The organism is Pontiella sp. (assembly GCF_041622395.1).
Taxonomy (GTDB): Bacteria; Verrucomicrobiota; Kiritimatiellia; order Kiritimatiellales; family Pontiellaceae; genus Pontiella.
The window spans coordinates 1-15,417 of record NZ_JBFJYW010000054.1 but is presented as its reverse complement, the minus strand read 5'-3'; the positions used below and the strand labels follow the sequence as shown (position 1 = coordinate 15,417).

The following is a 15,417-nucleotide window of genomic DNA, read 5'->3' as shown; positions in this document are numbered from 1 at the left end:
TGGGAAACATCCTCGCCGGGATCCTGCTCTTCTTCACGACGCCCTTCCGGATTGAAGATGTCATTGAAGTGATGCCGGACGGAATCAAGGGACAGGTGCTGGCCATCAATACCTTCTAGACCGTGCTGCGTAACGAGGAGCTCGATTATATCAACGTTCCGAATTCGCTGTTCTTCCAGAAATATATCCGTGTACAAAAACACGCCGCCTCTTCTTCCGCTGCGCCGGCGGGGGCGAACCAAGCCGCGGCGGCCGGCAAGCGACAGGAGCCTTAGAAAATGGTCGATTATTCCCAACTCTGGAGTCCGCATTCTTTGGCCTGCGGTCAGACGCTCGAACTGGAACTGGGTTCGCTGCATCTTTGGATTCACCGCGGCAGGGAGGAATGGCACATCGCCCATGAAACGGACGGCGCGAGCGAAGACCGCTATGCGCTCTCTATCGACGAGGTGCCGTTCGATGCCAAGCGCAGCTGGACGCGCTGGATTCTGGGCGAAAAGGTCGACACGATTCAGCTCAAACCGCAGCTGCCCGACCGCCCGCTGATTGTCCGCCCGGAAATGCCGATGTGCCTGATGCCGAAAGAGTCGGTCCAGTTTTTTGTCGGCATCCCGCTCTGGCTGGCGATTACGTTTGGAAAACGGCAGGAGCTGGTGGTCGAGGTTCCATCCCAGGCGCTCTCGAATTCCTGGTTCGGGGCGCTGACCGAAGGGGAACTGTGCTACGCCATGAAGACGACCGCCAAACTGAGCCCGGAAAACCTCGGTCCCAATGCCCAGCGGGTGGTGTTCCCGCTGGAGGTCCGCAATGCCTCGAAGGAAAAACTCAACTTCGTGCGCCTTTGTCTCCGGCCCCAATATCTCAACATTTACCAGGGCGCAACGCGCCTGTGGACCAACAAGGGGCGCGTGAGCTACCGCGGCGAAGATTCCTGGAGCCGCTTCGTCTACTCCAGTGCGGCCCCGGAATTCGATCGGGCCAACCGCCTGCTCGGCAATGCGCGCGAAGCCATGCAGCGCGGGGCGCTGCTGAAAACCTTTGATACCCTCAAACAACGGGTCGAGATCTCATGATGGAAAAAGTTTACGGTTGGATCGCCTCGCACACGGAGACGATTGTTATCTGCGCATTGCTGCTGGGGATCGGGTTGCCGTTGCTCCGGTTGCTCGGCTATGTCATCCGCAAAGGCCTGAAGAAAAAAGTCAGCGAACAGTCGATTATGCTGATCAGCAAAGGCGTGGTTTATGTGGGGTCGACGATCCTGGTCATGATGACGCTTCAGCAGGCCGGGGTCAAACTGGGCACCCTGCTCGGTGCGGCCGGGATTGCCGGCGTGGCGATCGGTTTCGCCTCCCAGACCAGTCTTTCGAATTTGATCAGCGGCCTGTTCCTGATTTGGGAAAAGCCCTTTGCGATCGGCGATGTGCTCGAGTGCGGCAACGACCGCGGGGTGGTCTATTCCGTCGACCTGCTTTCGGTGCATCTGCGGACCTACACCAACCAGCTCATCCGCATTCCCAACGAAGCGCTGATTAAAAACCCGTTCACCAACGTCACCCGTTTCCCGATTCGCCGCATGGATATCAATATCGGCGTGGCCTATAAGGAAGACATCGAAAAGGTCATCCGTATCCTGAAGGAGGTCGCCACCGCCAATCCGCTGTGTTTGGACGAGCCCGAACCGATCATCGTGTTCAAGGGCTTCGGCGACTCGGCGCTCGAATTCCTGTTCGGGCCATGGTTTGCCAAGACGGATTATGTCGCCCTGCGCAACAGCCTGCTCTTGGAGGTGAAGAAGCGCTTCGACGAAGAGGGCATCGAGATTCCCTTCCCGCACCGGACGCTCTATGCGGGCGAGGCCACCAAGCCGTTCCCGGTCCACATTGTGCCTCCGCCCGCCGGCCCGGCCTAGCCCAGCGGCCGCATGCAGCCGAGCAGGTCGTCGACCGCCACGGTGGCGATGCCGGAATGGATGTCCGACATGGCGTAGGGAATGACCAGCTCCTTGTTGTGGATAATCGCGCCGCAGGTGTAGACGACGTTGGGCACATAGCCTTCGCGTTCCTCCTCGTGCGGCGTCAGCAACGGCTCCTCCAGCCGGGCAATGATCTTTTCCGGGTGGTCGCGGTCGAGCAGCATCGCGCCGATGGAGTATTGGCGCATCGGGCCGACGCCGTGCGTGAGCACCAGCCAGCCGGCGTCCGTTTCCAGCGGCGAACCGCAGTTGCCCACCTGAATGAATTCCCAGGAACGCGTCGGCTCCTGAATGATCTCGGACTCCTGCCAAAAGTGCAGATGGTCGGAAAACATGATGCGGTTGTTTTCGCCGTCCTGCCGCGAGAGCATGACGTAGCGGCCGTCGATCCGGTGCGGGAACAGCGCCATGCCTTTGTTGTGCACCGCATTCCCGTTGAGCGTGCTGACGTTGAAGGTGACGAAGTCGCGGGTTTCGATCAGCTGCGGCAGGATGTTGAACCCGTTGTAGGCCGTGTAGGTGGCATAGTAGATCACCTCGCCGTCGTCCTCCGTGAAGCGCACGAAGCGGGCATCCTCGATGCCGCTGCTCTCGTTCTTCGAGACCGGAAAGATGACGCGCTCGGAGAGCGGGTATTCCGCCGGGAACGAGGTTTCGTAGTTGGAGTGCGCCAGCCAGTCGATGTGCGAAAGCGTTTCGATCTGCCGCGGATTGAGCGTGCCCTGCTCCCGTCGGAATTCGTCGAGTTTTTCTTTCAGGGCATTGTAGGTGAACCAGTCCGGCAGCTGATTGAGCACCCAGCAGGTGGTCTCGTTGCAGGCGTCCATTTCGTTGAGCTTGAGCTCGAAGAGGTGGCGGTCGTAGTCCGGGTTGAGAATGAGCGTCGGCGTCTCGACATAGTCGCTGACCGGGTCCAGCGCAAACAGGTTGGTGGCACTGAGCACCCCGCTGCGGAAAACGATCGAAGAGATATGCCCTTCGCCGGTCGCCCGCAGGCTGATGATGAAACGCAGGTCGCCGGGCCGCAGGCCGCTCTGGTCCGGATGGGGCACGATCGACGGGTTGAACAGCGCGGCCGATTCGATCGAATATTCCTTGGTGAAAAAGGAGCCGAGCAATTGCTGCCGGGTTTCGCTCAGCTGCGGGTCCGGCGGCAGGTGTTCTTCGACCAGTTTCAGGTGGCGGCGGAAGATCTGGCCGATGTCGCGATGGCGCTCGGCGAAGTCCAGTATCACTTGCTCCAGCAGGTGCTCGGCGGCGTCTTCCGGCATCGACAGCACGCGCGCGATCACGCGTTTGATGCGGTCCGGATTGCCGGGCAGATGCCGCTGGGCAATGACGCGCCCGGGATCGCCCAGGATTTTGATTTTCTTGCGTTTGATTTTCGGGTTCATGGCGGGTCTCCTTAAAAGGGTTTGCGGGGGTTGGTCAGGCACAGTTCGACGAGCTCGTCGACCACCGCCGTGCCCGCGCACATGACGGTATCGGCGCCGCCCCAGTAGATTTTAACCGTACCGTCGTCTTCCGGCACCGCGCCGCAGGTGAAGACGACGTTGGGCACATAGCCGCCGACCTCCCACGGATCTTCCGGCTGCAGGATCCAATCGTCGGAAACGCCGATCAGCGTCGACGGATCGTCGAGGTCGTGCAGCGCCACGCCGAGGCGGTAGACCGCGCCGGCCATGGTTTGGAAGACGCCGTGGTAAATGTTCAGCCAGCCGGCTTCGGTTTTGAACGGCACCGCGCCGGGACCGATTTTCAGTTCGTCCCAGTGGTACGGCTCCGGCTTCATCAGCAGGCGCGAGTCGCCCCAGTGGATCAGGTCGGGCGAATAGGAAATCCAGATCGACCACGGCGTGATTTCCGAATGCGGCCGGTCGAGCCGCACATAGCGCCCGCCGAACCGTTGCGGAAAGATCACCACGTTGCGCAGGTCGGCCTGGGTAATCAGCGCCACGCGTTCCACCGTCTGGAAATCCCGCGTGCGGGCCAGCGCAATGCGCACGCCGTGGCGCGAGTAGGCGCTGTAGGTCAGCAGGTATTCGCCCTCGATCGGCGTGATGCGCAGGTCCTCGACCCCGAACGCTTCGTATTCGGCGAAGACGCCCCCGGTGGCCGGAACGAGAAACGGTTCGGCGTCGACCGCGAACGCAAAGCCGTCCGTGCTCTCGGCCTTGCCGACAATCGACCGCCCGTTGTGCGTGTGCGCGCGGAACAGCATGATGTAGCGCCCGTCGTGTTTCACGACCCCCGCATTGTGCACCGTCCCGACCGGGTACGGAACCTCGTGGCGCGTCAGGATCGGATTCTTTTCGTATCGTTGAACCAGCGGGCGGTTGCGGATGGTTTTCATGATGCACCTCCATGCGGTGGATGCCTGAGCAACTGTTGGTAGACTTCAATGTATTCATCGACCATCCGGCCGACGGTAAAACGTGCTTCGACGGTTTGGCGGCAGCGCGCCCGGTCGATCTCGTTGATGCGGGCCACCTGCGCCACGGCCTCGCCGCAATCGTTCGCCAGGAATCCATTGATCCCGTGTTCGATCAGCTCCGGCATGCTGCCGCGGTTGAACGCAATCGTCGGGGTGCCGCAGGCCATCGCCTCGATGATCGACAGTCCGAAAGGCTCGGCGAACGAAATCGGATGCAGCAGTGCGCCGGCGCCGCCGAGCAACGCGTTGCGCCGCGCCGGCCCGACGCTGCCGACAAAGTCCACCCGCCCGCTTTCCAGCGCGGGTTCGACGTATTGCTTGAAGTAGCCGGTGTCCTGAACGATCCCGGCCAGGACCAACCGTTTGCCGCAGGTGCGGGCGATCGCGATCGCCTCCCGGGCCCCCTTGTCGGGATGGATGCGCCCGAAGAACAGCAGATAGTCCTCCGGCTGCGCCCGGAAATCGAACTGCGACAGATCAATGCCGTGATGGACGGTCGCCACATAGTCGAGCCCTTCCGCGCGGTCGGCCGCGCTGATGGAAACATAGGCGGTGCGCCGGTTGTATTTGCGGTAGACGGGCAGAATGGCCGGCGAGGAAAACCCGTGGATGGTGGTCACCACCGGCGTGTCGATCAGCCCCGAGTAGGTGAGCGGCAGAAAATCGAAATGGTTGTGGATGAGATCGAATTCGCCGGCGTGTTCGAACACCTCGGAAATATGCAGGCATTCCCAGACCTTGGCGTTCATGTCCCGATCCTCCTCATAGCCCTGCGCGCACACCGACCGCAGCGTCCCGCCGGTTTCCGAATCGGCGGTGGCGAACAGCGTAACGTCGATGCCGCGCGCAACCAGGCCTTCGGTTAAAAGCGAGACGACGCTTTCCCACGGGCCGTAGTGGCGCGGCGGCGTGCGCCAGGCAATCGGGGCGAGCATGGCAATGCGCATGGGAAGTCTCCGTTTAGGGGGCCGTGCCGTTGGGGATGGTGTTTTCGGCCAGCCGCAGTTCGAGCAGCGTCTGGATGAACGCGAGGGTGGACTCGGCGCCCTGGTTTTCGTTGGGGCGGTCGGGGTGGAGGCCGTCGCGGCATCCGCCCGTGATGGGATCGTAGAGCGGCAGATTCAGGTCGTTGCGCCCGAGGAACCATTCGAAGGTGCGCCGCGCCTCGGTCATCCAGCAGGGGTCGCCGGTGCAGCGATAGGCTTCGAGGCAGGCGGAGGCCATCACGTGCGCCTCGACCGGCTGCTGGTCGAAGCGCGCGCGTTCGCCGCCGCGCACGTAGAAGCCGTTGGAGCCGATCGGCGAAAAATGGACGTCGGGGCCGTCGCTGTGTTGCACGGCGGCCAGCCAATGGAGCGATTCGAGGCCGATTTCGCACATCTCGCCGTCGGGGATCCATTGGCCGCACATGAGCATGGCGTGCGGCAGCACGGCGTTGCAGTAGGTCAGCCGGTCCTCGTACCAGCACCAGTCCTCCGAGCGGCAGGCGCGGTAGAGTTCAACCAGGCGTTCGGCCAGTTCGTCGCGGATCCGGTTGACGAGCCGGTCGCCCTCGAAGCGCCGCAGGTATTCGTGGATGCCGAGCAGGGCAAAGGCCCAGCCCCGCGGACTGGTGGTGTCGGGAATGGCGGGCAGCGCCTGCTCGAACAGCTGGCCGGCGATGCCGCGCAGGGAAGGAATCGCGAAGCGGCCCAGCACCGTGCCCAGCGCCCAGAGCGTGCGGCCGTGGCTGTCGTCCGAACCCCGGCTGTCCAGCCAGTTGCGCCGGTAGTCCATGAAATTGCGGAAGCGCCCGGTTTCCGGGTTGAAGGCATAGTGGACAAACGCGAGGTAGCGCGAGGCCGGCTCCAGCGACGGGCCGTTGCCGGTCTCCAGCTCCGAGAGCAGCACGCTGGCCACCAGCGCGCGGGCGTTGTCGTCGATGCTGTAGCCTTCGTGGTAGTTGGGCACGGCGAACTTTGCGTGCTGGATCATGCCGGTATCGTCCGTCATGCGGTGCAGATGATCGAGCTTGAGGGGCGGCAGGTCGGTCGAGCGCTGGTCGAGCGGCTTGACGGCATAGCCGGGCGGGGCCGAATGGCGGCATTCGGTGCGGGCGCGCCCGAAGCTTTCCATATAGCGTTGGGCCACGGCCGGCCAGATCATTTCGCGGCCGAAGAGGTAGGCGCGTTTGCGCATGGCGTGGCGGTGGGCGCCTTCGTCGAGCAGCTCGAGCACCTGTTTGGCGAGCGCGGCGGAATCGCCGAACGGGAACAGCACGCCCCGGCCGTCGGCCAGCAGTTCTTCCGCGTACCAGTAGGGCGTCGAAACAACGGCTTTGCCGGCGCCGACGGTGTAGGCCAGCGTGCCGGAGGTGATCTGCGCCGCGTTGAGATAGGGCGTGATGTACAGATCCGCCGCGCTGATGAACTCGATCAGCTGCTCGAGCGTGACGAAGCTGTTGTGGAAGATCACGTTGCCGGCCACGCCGAGCTTCTGGGCGAGCCGCTGGAGCGAGAGCCGGTAGGACTCGCCCTCGTGCTGCAACACATGGGGATGGGTGGCGCCCACGATCATGTAGACCACCTCCGGATGCCGCGCAATAATCGCCGGCAGTGCCGCGATGACCGTTTCGATCCCCTTGTTGGCGGAAAGCAGGCCGAAGCTCAGCAGCACCATCTTGCCCTCCACCCCGAAAAGGTCCTTGTGGTAGCTGGGGTCGACGAACGGCACGTCCGGCACGCCGTGGTGGATGAAGTCGATCTTTTCCGGCGGCACGCCGTAGATGTCCGTCAAAAATCCCACGCCGCGCCGGCTCATCACGACCAAGCGGTCCGACAATGCGGCCACCTCTTCCAGCACGCGCCGCTGCTCCGGCAGGGGCTCTTGCAACACGGTGTGCAGCGTGGTGACGATCGGCATGCGCAGCTCGCGCAGCAGCGCCAGGATATGGCTGCCGGCCGGCCCGCCGTAGATGCCGTATTCGTGCTGCATGCAGACGACGTCGACGTTGTTGATGTTCAGGAAATCCGCGGCGCGGCGGTAGGAGGCAACATCCTTTTCCGAAAGCTCGAAACGTACGCGCGGCGGATAGGCGTAGCCCGCTTCGGTGTCGTTGACCGGCAGTGCCATGCAGCTCGTCTCCGGGACGGCCGCGGCGACCGCCTCGCAAACGTCGGTGGTGAAGGTGGCGATCCCGCATTGGCGCGGCACATAGTTGCCCACGAAGGCAACCCGCTTGACGGTTGACTCATTCATCGTGCTCCCTCCGGCGGACCGCCTCGAAGAACGGCGTCCGGTTTTCTTCCACGCAGCGGGCGGCGTAGAGGTACATCGCCGCCGACCACGTCTGCCAGTCCTGCCCCCGGGCGGTGCCGTCCTGTGCGCGGTACCATTCGTTGAAGCCCCATTCGACCGGTTCCTTGCGGCGCCGGCGGACGAGCGCGGTCAGGTCGTCGAGTCGGCGCGCCGCCAGTTTCGGGCGGCCGGCGGCCACCAGCGCGGCGATGTAGAAGCCGCAGACAAACGGCCAGATGCCGCCGTTGTGGTATTCGCCCGGTTGGTTGAACAGCGCGTCGCGCGGGTGCCAGTCCGGGTCGCCCGGCTGCAGATAGGGGAAGAGGTTCGGCGGCAGTTCGACCGCCAACAAGCCGCTGTCGCGCAGCTGTTCGCATTCCGACTCGATCCAGCGTACCAGCGCTTCGGCCCGGGAAGGCGCCGCGATGCCGGAGAGGATCGCCAGGCTGTTGCCGAGCAGGTCGACGCGTTCGCTGCCGAGCACTTTGTAGGACCAGAGCGCATAGTAGGGTTTGTGGCGGATGACCAGCCCTTCGTGCACGTGCTTGTGCTGTTCGCCGCCGGTGATGGTGAAGTGGCTCATCGCATTCCGCAGCGTTTCGGCCGGGCCGTGCAGGCCGAGCAACCGCTGGTAGGTGTAGACGACCGTGTTGACGTAGAGCCCGTAGCCCAGCACCCACTGCTCGTCGCGCCAGTCGCTCGTCGGCAGCTGGGCGACAACCCCGTCGTCGGCCGGACTCTGGTATTCCATCCACCGCACCGCTTTTTCTATGGCGTCCTGCAGGAAGGCGGGCTCTCCAACGGTATCGCGAAACATGGCCGCCGCCATCAGGAACAGCGGGGTGGTGTCGCTCGCGCCGCGGTCGTCCGCATCGTGGACGAGCGAGGGAATGTGGCCGCGCGGGCTCTGGTTGTCGGCCACGACTTCAAGCGTCCTGCGCAGGGCGCGCATCAGCGTTTCGTCGCCGGATACGAGGATGCCGAGCGCCGCGATCATCAGGTCGCGCGTGTAGGGTTCGGGATAGCCCCATCCGGCCGTGCGCGGCAACCCGCGGTAGGGCCCGTGCGCATTGTGCCGCAAGACCTCGAGCGCGGCGGCTTTGGCTTCGTCGATTTCGGTTTTCATGTTACGACAGCTCCAGTTCCTTGGTGACGATATCGATGAATTTGCGGGCGACCACCCGGTAGTCGAAATGCTCCACGACGCGCTTGCGCCCGGCCTCGCCGAGCCGCTGGCGCAGCGTTTCGTCCTGCATCAGCCGCAGGAGGTGTTCGGCGATGTCGTGGACGCTGGCGCGGTAATCGACGGTGCGCGGCTGGTTGAACACATGGCGGTACCCTTCGGTATAGCCGGATTCCTCGCCCAGGATCGTTTCCCGCAGCACGATCTCCTGCGCCACGCCGGCGAGCAGCGCGGTTTCGCCATGGACCATGGTGTCGAGCAGCCCCATGGCGTTGATGCCCAGCACCGGCTTGCCGCAGGCGTTGGCCTCGACCTGGATCATGCCGAAACCTTCGAGCCGCGAGGGGGCGGCATAGATGTCGCACGCCGCAATCAGGTAGGGCATGAAGTTGCGCGAGGTGACGTTGGTGGCGTAGGTGACGTTTTTGTCGATGCCGAGCTGCGTGGCCAGCTGGATGTCGGTGACGTTTTGCTGGAAGGTGCGCGGCTGGGGCCAGACTTTGCAAACGTATTTCCAGTCCGGTGCCTGTGCGTCGATCAGCGCCAGTGCCTGCATCACTTCCTGGGCGCCTTTCGAGGTGGCGTCGCCGCCGACGGTGAGCACCATGATCTGGTCGGGGGCAATGCCGAGCGCCTCGCGCACGGCGGCCACCTTGGGGTCGGTTTTGTCGCGCGGGATGAACGCATCGGTGTCGCAGCCCACCGGCAGCACCTGGATGTTTTGGCCTTTGAGGCCGTCGCGCACATAGACCTCTTTCACCCAGCGCGACGTCACCAGCACGAGCGGCAGCGCATCGAGGATTTCGCGGTAGTTGGCCATGTAGCCGTCGGCGACCAGCCACGGCACGGGCCGCGCGCCGGAGCGCTGCGGATGCAGCACCAGATCCGGCGTGTGGCCCCAGTAGCCGATGCCCACCACCACGTCCGGCTCGAACCAGCGATAGTACCACTCCTTCTCCTGGGCCGATTCGAAATGCACGGAATGCACTTCCACGCCGAGTTCGTCGAGCCCGCGATGCAGCAGGGCGCCTTGCGTTGCCAGTCCGCCGGGCGACGGCGGATAGTCGTAGAGCAGCAGTACTTTCATGGGTTCCCCTCCGTTGCGGGATGCAATCGCCAAAACGCTTCTTCTCGCCGCGCGGCGTTCATTTCGAAACTGGTTGGCGCAAATCCATAGATCTCGCCCACCAGGTGGCGCTTGCGCGCCCAGATTTCCGCCGGCAGTTCGATCCGGATATCCGCCTCGGGCAAAGCGCGGGCGTCGCGGTAGGCGAACGACCAAAGCGCCGGGCTGCGGAGTTTCCCGGCCTCCCGCAAGGCCAGCACGGCCGCGCCGGTTTCCTCGTGGCGGCGGTGGCGCTCGTATTCGCCGGCCACGCTGTGCGTGATGATCAGGTCGACCTCGAGCCCGCCAACGAGCGCGAGCACGGCGTCCTGAACGACGGACGGGGCAAGCGGGGTCTGTTCGGGGCCGTCGTCGAGATCGCCCAGCGCACCGGTCGCGCCGAGCCGCTGGAGCACGTTCTTGAATTTCGGGGCGCGGTCGGGGTCGTTGCGCCGGCAGAGGGCCGCCACGGTCCAGCGGGTCTCCGGGTGCATCAGGATCGTTCCGCCGCCCCAAAGGGTTTCGTCGTCGGGATGCGCAACGAGCATCAAGGCCGAAGCGTACGGCCAGTAAATTGAATCCGCGTTCATTCAAACCCCCGCACTAACCCGTGCAATCTAGCAAGAGGATGCGGTTTCGGCTAATGTTTTTTTATCGGAAAGTCGAAGTCTTTTAGCGCTTGGGGTTCCTCGCCGCGCGGGGGTCAAGGCGCGGTGCCCAGCATGCCGCTGATGCCCAGCCGAATCATCATCACCGCGATGGCCGCGAGGAACAGCGATGTGATTTTGGAAACCGCGCGTACGCCGGCGAGCTGGAGCCGGGCGACGATGCGGTCTGCCAGGCGGAACACCAGCAGCACGATGAGCAGGTTGGCCACCAGCGCCAGCAGCGTTGGCCCGTAGCCGCAGGCCGGAACGAGCACCAGCAGGGTGGTCAGCGCGGCCGGGCCAAGGATCAGCGGGACGCCGATGGGGACCACGCCCACGTCCGCGCCCGGTGCTCGCGATGATTCGCCGGAGAAAAGCAGATCGCTTACGGCCAGGACGAGCAGAATCAATCCGCCGCCCACGCGGAAATCGTGTTCGGTGATGTTCAGCAGGCGGAACACCAATTTGCCCGCCACGAAGAAGGCCACGCCCAACACCGACGCCGTCAGCACCGCGCGCCGGGCAATGCGGCTGCGTTCCGGTGCGGTCGCGTCTTGGGTCAGCCCATAGAAAATCGGCAGGACGCCGATGATGTCGAGAGCGACGAACAGCCGGATGAAGGCCATCAATGAGCGGTGGATGAAATCAGCCATACCAATCCTCCTTTTGCAGGCCAAGCAACGTCCCGACGGCTTTTCTCCGCCCCGATTACCGACGTTTGATCCGTGCCGCGGCCCTCATCGACAAGGTGTCCGGCTCCCGGGGTTTGGGTTTGTGGCTCCGCTTTAACGATTTGCCGTATAATCCTTTCCGGTCGCCGTGGCCAGTTCAATGTTGGGGCGATCTGCGGTTTCGCCGGGGGAGGGGGCGCCGGTTTCGAATCGGTTCCCGATGGCGCTTGAAATCGAATCGATAAGGGGTGTTATATCGGTACGATTCGTAAAGGTAATATTGATGAATAAATTGTTTAGCGTTGCAGACAAGCAGATGAAGAGATTGTTCACGGTTTCGGAGAAGCGGGGGCTTCCGCCGGGATCGATGGTCTATACGGGCCGGCAGAAGGAGGTCCCGCTCCGCATCTCCGTGATCGACTACGATGGCGCAACCATTTCCGATCAGCAGGATGTGACGACGGAAGCCTGCGTGGCCTTCAAGGACTCCGAAACGGTCAGCTGGATCAACGTCACCGGCCTCAACGATACCGAGGCGATCGGCCGGATCGGAACGCAGTTCGATATCCATCCGCTGGTGCTCGAAGACATCCTGCACACCACGCAGCGCCCCAAGCTCGAAGAGCTCGGCGACTATCTCTTCCTCGTCGTGCGCATGCTCTACACCGAGGCCGAAACCCGCGAGCTCCACTCCGAGCAAATCAGTTTCATTCTGACCGCCCGTTGCCTGATCTCCTTCCAGGAAACCGCCGGCGATGTGTTCGACCTGATCCGCGATCGGCTGCGCAAAAACCACGGCCGCATCCGCAAAATGGGGCCGGACTATCTGCTCTACGCCCTGATGGACGCCATCGTGGACAACTATTTCCTGATCATGGAGCAGACCGGCGAGCAGATCGAATCCATCGAGCAGAACATCCTGGATAATCCCAGCGCCGCCTTGATGAACGAACTCTATGCCCAGAAACGCGAACTGCTCTACATCCGCAAAGCGGTCTGGCCGCTGCGCGAAGCCATCGGCGGGCTCGAACGCGGCGAGAGCAAGCTGCTCAAGCCCAAGACCCACGCCTATCTGCGCGACCTCTACGACCATACCATCCAGGTGATCGACACCGTTGAAACCTTCCGCGACATGCTCAGCGGCGTGCAGGACCTCTACCTCTCCAGCCTCGGCCACAAAACCAACCAGGTCATGCAGGTGCTCACCATCATCGCCACCATCTTCATCCCGATCACCTTCGTGGCGGGCATCTACGGCATGAACTTCGACCACATGCCGGAGCTGCACTGGAAATACAGCTATCCGGTCGCCTGGCTCCTCATGATCTGCATGACGGCCGGCATGCTCTACTATTTCCGCCGCAAGAAATGGTTTTGATGGAACGGACGAACCGGAGGCCCCGCCCTATGGACAACAACCAATTGATTGCCTACTTCTCGATGGAAATCGCATTGCGGCCAGAGATCCCGACCTACAGCGGGGGCCTCGGCATTCTCGCCGGCGACACGTTGCGCTCGGCGGCCGACCTCGGCCTGCCGCTGGTGGCGGTGACGTTGCTCCACCGCAAGGGCTACTTCTACCAGCACCTCGATGCCGCCGGATGGCAGACCGAAGAGCCCGTCGAATGGGTGGTCGAAGATTTCCTGACCGAACTGCCGGGGCGGGTCGCGGTCACCATCGAAGGCCGCGAGGTGCAGCTGCGGGTTTGGCAATATCTAGTCGAGGGGGTGAAAGGCGATTCCGTTCCGGTTTGCCTGCTCGACGCGGATCTGCCGGAAAACGGCGAGTGGGACCGCCGGCTGACGCACTACCTCTATGGCGGCGACCCGCACTATCGCCTCTGCCAGGAAATCATTCTCGGCATCGGCGGCGTACGCGCGCTGCGCATGCTCGGCCACGACACCCTCGAACGCTTCCATATGAACGAAGGCCACGCCGCGCTGCTGGCGGTCGAGCTGCTCAACGAGCAAGCGGCCGCGGCCGGCCGGTGTTCAATGCGGAAGACCTCAAGGCCGTCCGCGAAATGTGCGTCTTCACGACCCATACCCCCGTGCCCGCCGGGCAGGATCAGTTCCCGTGGGACATGGCGCTGCGGGTGATCGGCCAGGCCGGCGTCGCGGAGATGCACGAGCTTTCCTGCTGCGACCGCACCGGGTGCTCGAACATGCTGAACATGACCTTTCTCGCGCTGAACATGAGCCACTACATCAACGGCGTCGCCAAAAAGCACGCCGAAGTCTCGCGCCACATGTTTGCCGAATACCACATCGAGGCCATCACCAACGGCGTGCATGCCCCAACCTGGGTCTCGCCCTCCTTCCAGCGCCTGTTCGACCGTTGCATTCCCGGCTGGCGGGAGGACAACTTCAGCCTGCGCTACGCGTTGAGCATCGCCCCCCAAGAGATCTGGAAGGCGCACGCCGAAAACAAGCTCCGGCTGATCGACCGCATCAACCGCGAAACCAACGCCGGCTTCGACTCCGGCACCTTCACGGTCGGTTTCGCCCGGCGCGCCGCCACCTACAAACGCGCCGACCTGCTGCTGCACGACATCGAAAAGCTCAAGGCCATCGCCGCCGAAAAGGGCAAGCTGCAAATCGTCTACGCCGGCAAGGCCCATCCGCAGGACCGGCCCGGCAAGGAATTCGTCCAGCGGATCTTTCAGGCACAAGCCTCGCTGAAACCCGAAATCAAAATGGCCTATCTCGTCAACTACGACTGGGAGCTGGGCCAACTCATGACCGCCGGGGTCGACCTCTGGCTCAACACGCCCCAGCCGCCGATGGAAGCCTCCGGCACCAGCGGCATGAAGGCCGCCATGAACGGCGTCCCGAGCCTGAGCATCCTCGACGGCTGGTGGATCGAAGGCTGCATCGACGGCGTCACGGGCTGGCCCATCGGGGTCCACTCCCCCGAAACCGCCGACCGCACGCCGGCCGACGCGGCCTCGCTCTACCGCCGGCTCGGCGAAACCATCGTGCCGCTGTTCTACGGCGACCGCAGCGGGTTCATCGAAGTCATGCGCTCGGCCATCGCCCTCAACGGATCGTTCTTCAACACCCAACGCATGGTGCTTCAATATGTCTCCAACGCCTACTACGGATAACCCGCCGCATGCCCCCCGTCGACTGGTGCTGCTGCGCCACGGCGAAAGCATCTGGAACAAGCAAAACCTCTTTACCGGATGGACGGACGTCGATCTGTCGGACCACGGAATCTTCGAGGCCATTCAGGCGGGCGATCTCTTGAAGCAGCAAGGCTTCGGTTTCGACGTGGCGTTCACCTCGGTCTTGACGCGCGCGATCCGCACGCTCTGGCTGGTGCTCGACGAGATGAACATGGCGTGGCTGCCCGTCCGGCGCGACTGGCGGCTCAACGAGCGGCACTACGGCGCGCTGCAGGGCCTCAACAAAGCCGAGACCGCCGAAAAATTCGGCGCGGAGCAGGTGCGTCAATGGCGCCGCAGCTACGATATCCGGCCGCCTGCGCTGGAACCCGAAGATCCGCGGCATCCGGGCCACGACCCGCGCTACCGGGCGCTCCGCCCGGAAGAGATTCCCGCAACCGAATGCCTGAAAGACACCATGGACCGCGTCCTGCCCTGCTGGCACGAACGGATCGCTCCGCCGCTGGCGGCCGGCCAAAACGTTTTGCTGGTGGCGCACGGCAACAGCCTACGCGCGCTGATCAAGCACCTCGACGGCGTCTCGGATGCCGACATCATCGAGTTGAACATTCCCACCGGCATTCCGCTCGTTTACGAACTGGATGATGAACTCCGTCCCATCCGCCACTATTATCTCGGGGAACCGCAACCCGGAACAGGAACCAACCACCCATGAAAAAAGCAACCAAACGGGCCGCCGCGGCCGGGTCGTCGAACCCCGAAGTGAACGAGGGGGGAACGCTGGGCACCTTCGCCGGCGTGTTCACGCCGAGTGTCCTGACGATTCTCGGGATCATCCTGTTCCTGCGTCTGGGCTACGTGGTCGGCAACGCCGGGCTGGGCAAGGCGCTGGTGATCATCGGCCTGGCCAACGCCATCTCGATCCTGACCAGCATCAGCCTCGCCGCCGTTGCCACCAACCTGCGGGTGAAGGGCGGCGGCGACTACTACCTGATTTC

The 15,417-nt window shown here is 63.4% G+C and carries 15 protein-coding genes and 1 pseudogene; 8 read left to right on the top strand and 8 right to left on the bottom strand.

Annotated features, from left to right (window positions below; genetic code table 11):
- Window positions 1-8 precede the first annotated feature (8 nt).
- From ABYO54_RS04955 to ABYO54_RS04945, 3 genes are all read left to right on the top strand, one after another.
- Entirely contained in the window at window positions 9-119 is a 111-nt protein-coding gene (locus ABYO54_RS04955; protein WP_372807135.1) for a mechanosensitive ion channel domain-containing protein, read from the top strand.
- Between the two features lie 159 nt (window positions 120-278).
- The gene (locus ABYO54_RS04950) at window positions 279-1,073 is read left to right on the top strand and encodes a DUF432 domain-containing protein (RefSeq protein ID WP_372807134.1); all 795 of its coding nucleotides are present in this window, start codon (window positions 279-281) and stop codon (window positions 1,071-1,073) included.
- The gene (locus tag ABYO54_RS04945; protein WP_372807133.1) at window positions 1,070-1,912 is read left to right on the top strand and encodes a mechanosensitive ion channel family protein; all 843 of its coding nucleotides are present in this window, start codon (window positions 1,070-1,072) and stop codon (window positions 1,910-1,912) included. Before ABYO54_RS04950 ends, ABYO54_RS04945 begins: the two co-directional genes overlap by 4 nt.
- Here ABYO54_RS04945 and ABYO54_RS04940 read toward each other — a convergent pair.
- The 8 genes from ABYO54_RS04940 to ABYO54_RS04905 all read right to left on the bottom strand — a co-directional run bounded on the left by ABYO54_RS04940 (window position 1,909) and on the right by ABYO54_RS04905 (window position 11,273).
- Window positions 1,909-3,369, bottom strand: coding sequence for a glycoside hydrolase family 130 protein (locus ABYO54_RS04940; RefSeq protein ID WP_372807132.1), 1,461 nt, complete (start codon window positions 3,367-3,369; stop codon window positions 1,909-1,911). The genes ABYO54_RS04945 and ABYO54_RS04940 overlap by 4 nt on opposite strands.
- An 11-nt stretch (window positions 3,370-3,380) precedes the next feature.
- Complete coding sequence (locus tag ABYO54_RS04935; protein ID WP_372807131.1) at window positions 3,381-4,328, bottom strand: glycoside hydrolase family 130 protein; 948 nt, start codon at window positions 4,326-4,328, stop codon at window positions 3,381-3,383.
- A complete protein-coding gene (locus tag ABYO54_RS04930) occupies window positions 4,325-5,356 on the bottom strand; it encodes a glycosyltransferase family 4 protein (RefSeq protein ID WP_372807130.1) in 1,032 nt (343 codons plus the stop codon). Before ABYO54_RS04930 ends, ABYO54_RS04935 begins: the two co-directional genes overlap by 4 nt.
- A gap of 13 nt (window positions 5,357-5,369) precedes the next feature.
- Window positions 5,370-7,646 (bottom strand): glycosyltransferase family 4 protein, encoded by a 2,277-nt coding sequence (locus tag ABYO54_RS04925; RefSeq protein WP_372807129.1) that lies wholly within the window; start codon window positions 7,644-7,646, stop codon window positions 5,370-5,372.
- Window positions 7,639-8,811: a glycoside hydrolase 100 family protein gene (locus ABYO54_RS04920; RefSeq protein ID WP_372807128.1), complete on the bottom strand. Its 1,173-nt coding sequence runs from the start codon at window positions 8,809-8,811 to the stop codon at window positions 7,639-7,641. Before ABYO54_RS04920 ends, ABYO54_RS04925 begins: the two co-directional genes overlap by 8 nt.
- Before the next feature lies 1 nt (window position 8,812).
- Window positions 8,813-9,955 carry a glycosyltransferase family 4 protein gene (locus ABYO54_RS04915; protein WP_372807127.1) on the bottom strand — a complete coding sequence of 381 codons (1,143 nt, stop codon included), beginning with the start codon at window positions 9,953-9,955 and terminating at the stop codon, window positions 8,813-8,815.
- Window positions 9,952-10,563 carry a PIG-L deacetylase family protein gene (locus ABYO54_RS04910; RefSeq protein ID WP_372807126.1) on the bottom strand — a complete coding sequence of 204 codons (612 nt, stop codon included), beginning with the start codon at window positions 10,561-10,563 and terminating at the stop codon, window positions 9,952-9,954. Before ABYO54_RS04910 ends, ABYO54_RS04915 begins: the two co-directional genes overlap by 4 nt.
- Window positions 10,564-10,676: 113 nt before the next feature.
- On the bottom strand, window positions 10,677-11,273 hold the full coding sequence (locus ABYO54_RS04905) for a MarC family protein (RefSeq protein WP_372807125.1): 597 nt from the start codon (window positions 11,271-11,273) through the stop codon (window positions 10,677-10,679).
- A gap of 301 nt (window positions 11,274-11,574) precedes the next feature.
- Between ABYO54_RS04905 and corA the strand changes: the two genes are divergently transcribed.
- From corA to ABYO54_RS04880, 5 genes and pseudogenes are all read left to right on the top strand, one after another.
- Complete coding sequence (gene corA / locus ABYO54_RS04900) at window positions 11,575-12,669, top strand: magnesium/cobalt transporter CorA (protein ID WP_372807124.1); 1,095 nt, start codon at window positions 11,575-11,577, stop codon at window positions 12,667-12,669.
- 29 nt (window positions 12,670-12,698) lie between these two features.
- Window positions 12,699-13,391 (top strand): hypothetical protein, encoded by a 693-nt coding sequence (locus ABYO54_RS04895; RefSeq protein WP_372807123.1) that lies wholly within the window; start codon window positions 12,699-12,701, stop codon window positions 13,389-13,391.
- Window positions 13,280-14,398, top strand: coding sequence for an alpha-glucan family phosphorylase (gene glgP, locus ABYO54_RS04890; RefSeq protein WP_372807122.1), 1,119 nt, complete (start codon window positions 13,280-13,282; stop codon window positions 14,396-14,398). The genes ABYO54_RS04895 and glgP overlap by 112 nt, the downstream gene beginning before the upstream one ends.
- Entirely contained in the window at window positions 14,373-15,134 is a 762-nt protein-coding gene (gene gpmA / locus ABYO54_RS04885; protein WP_372807121.1) for a 2,3-diphosphoglycerate-dependent phosphoglycerate mutase, read from the top strand. The genes glgP and gpmA overlap by 26 nt, the downstream gene beginning before the upstream one ends.
- Window positions 15,131-15,417 (top strand): annotated as a pseudogene (locus ABYO54_RS04880) (amino acid permease); the annotation flags it as partial. The gene gpmA and the pseudogene ABYO54_RS04880, both read left to right, overlap by 4 nt.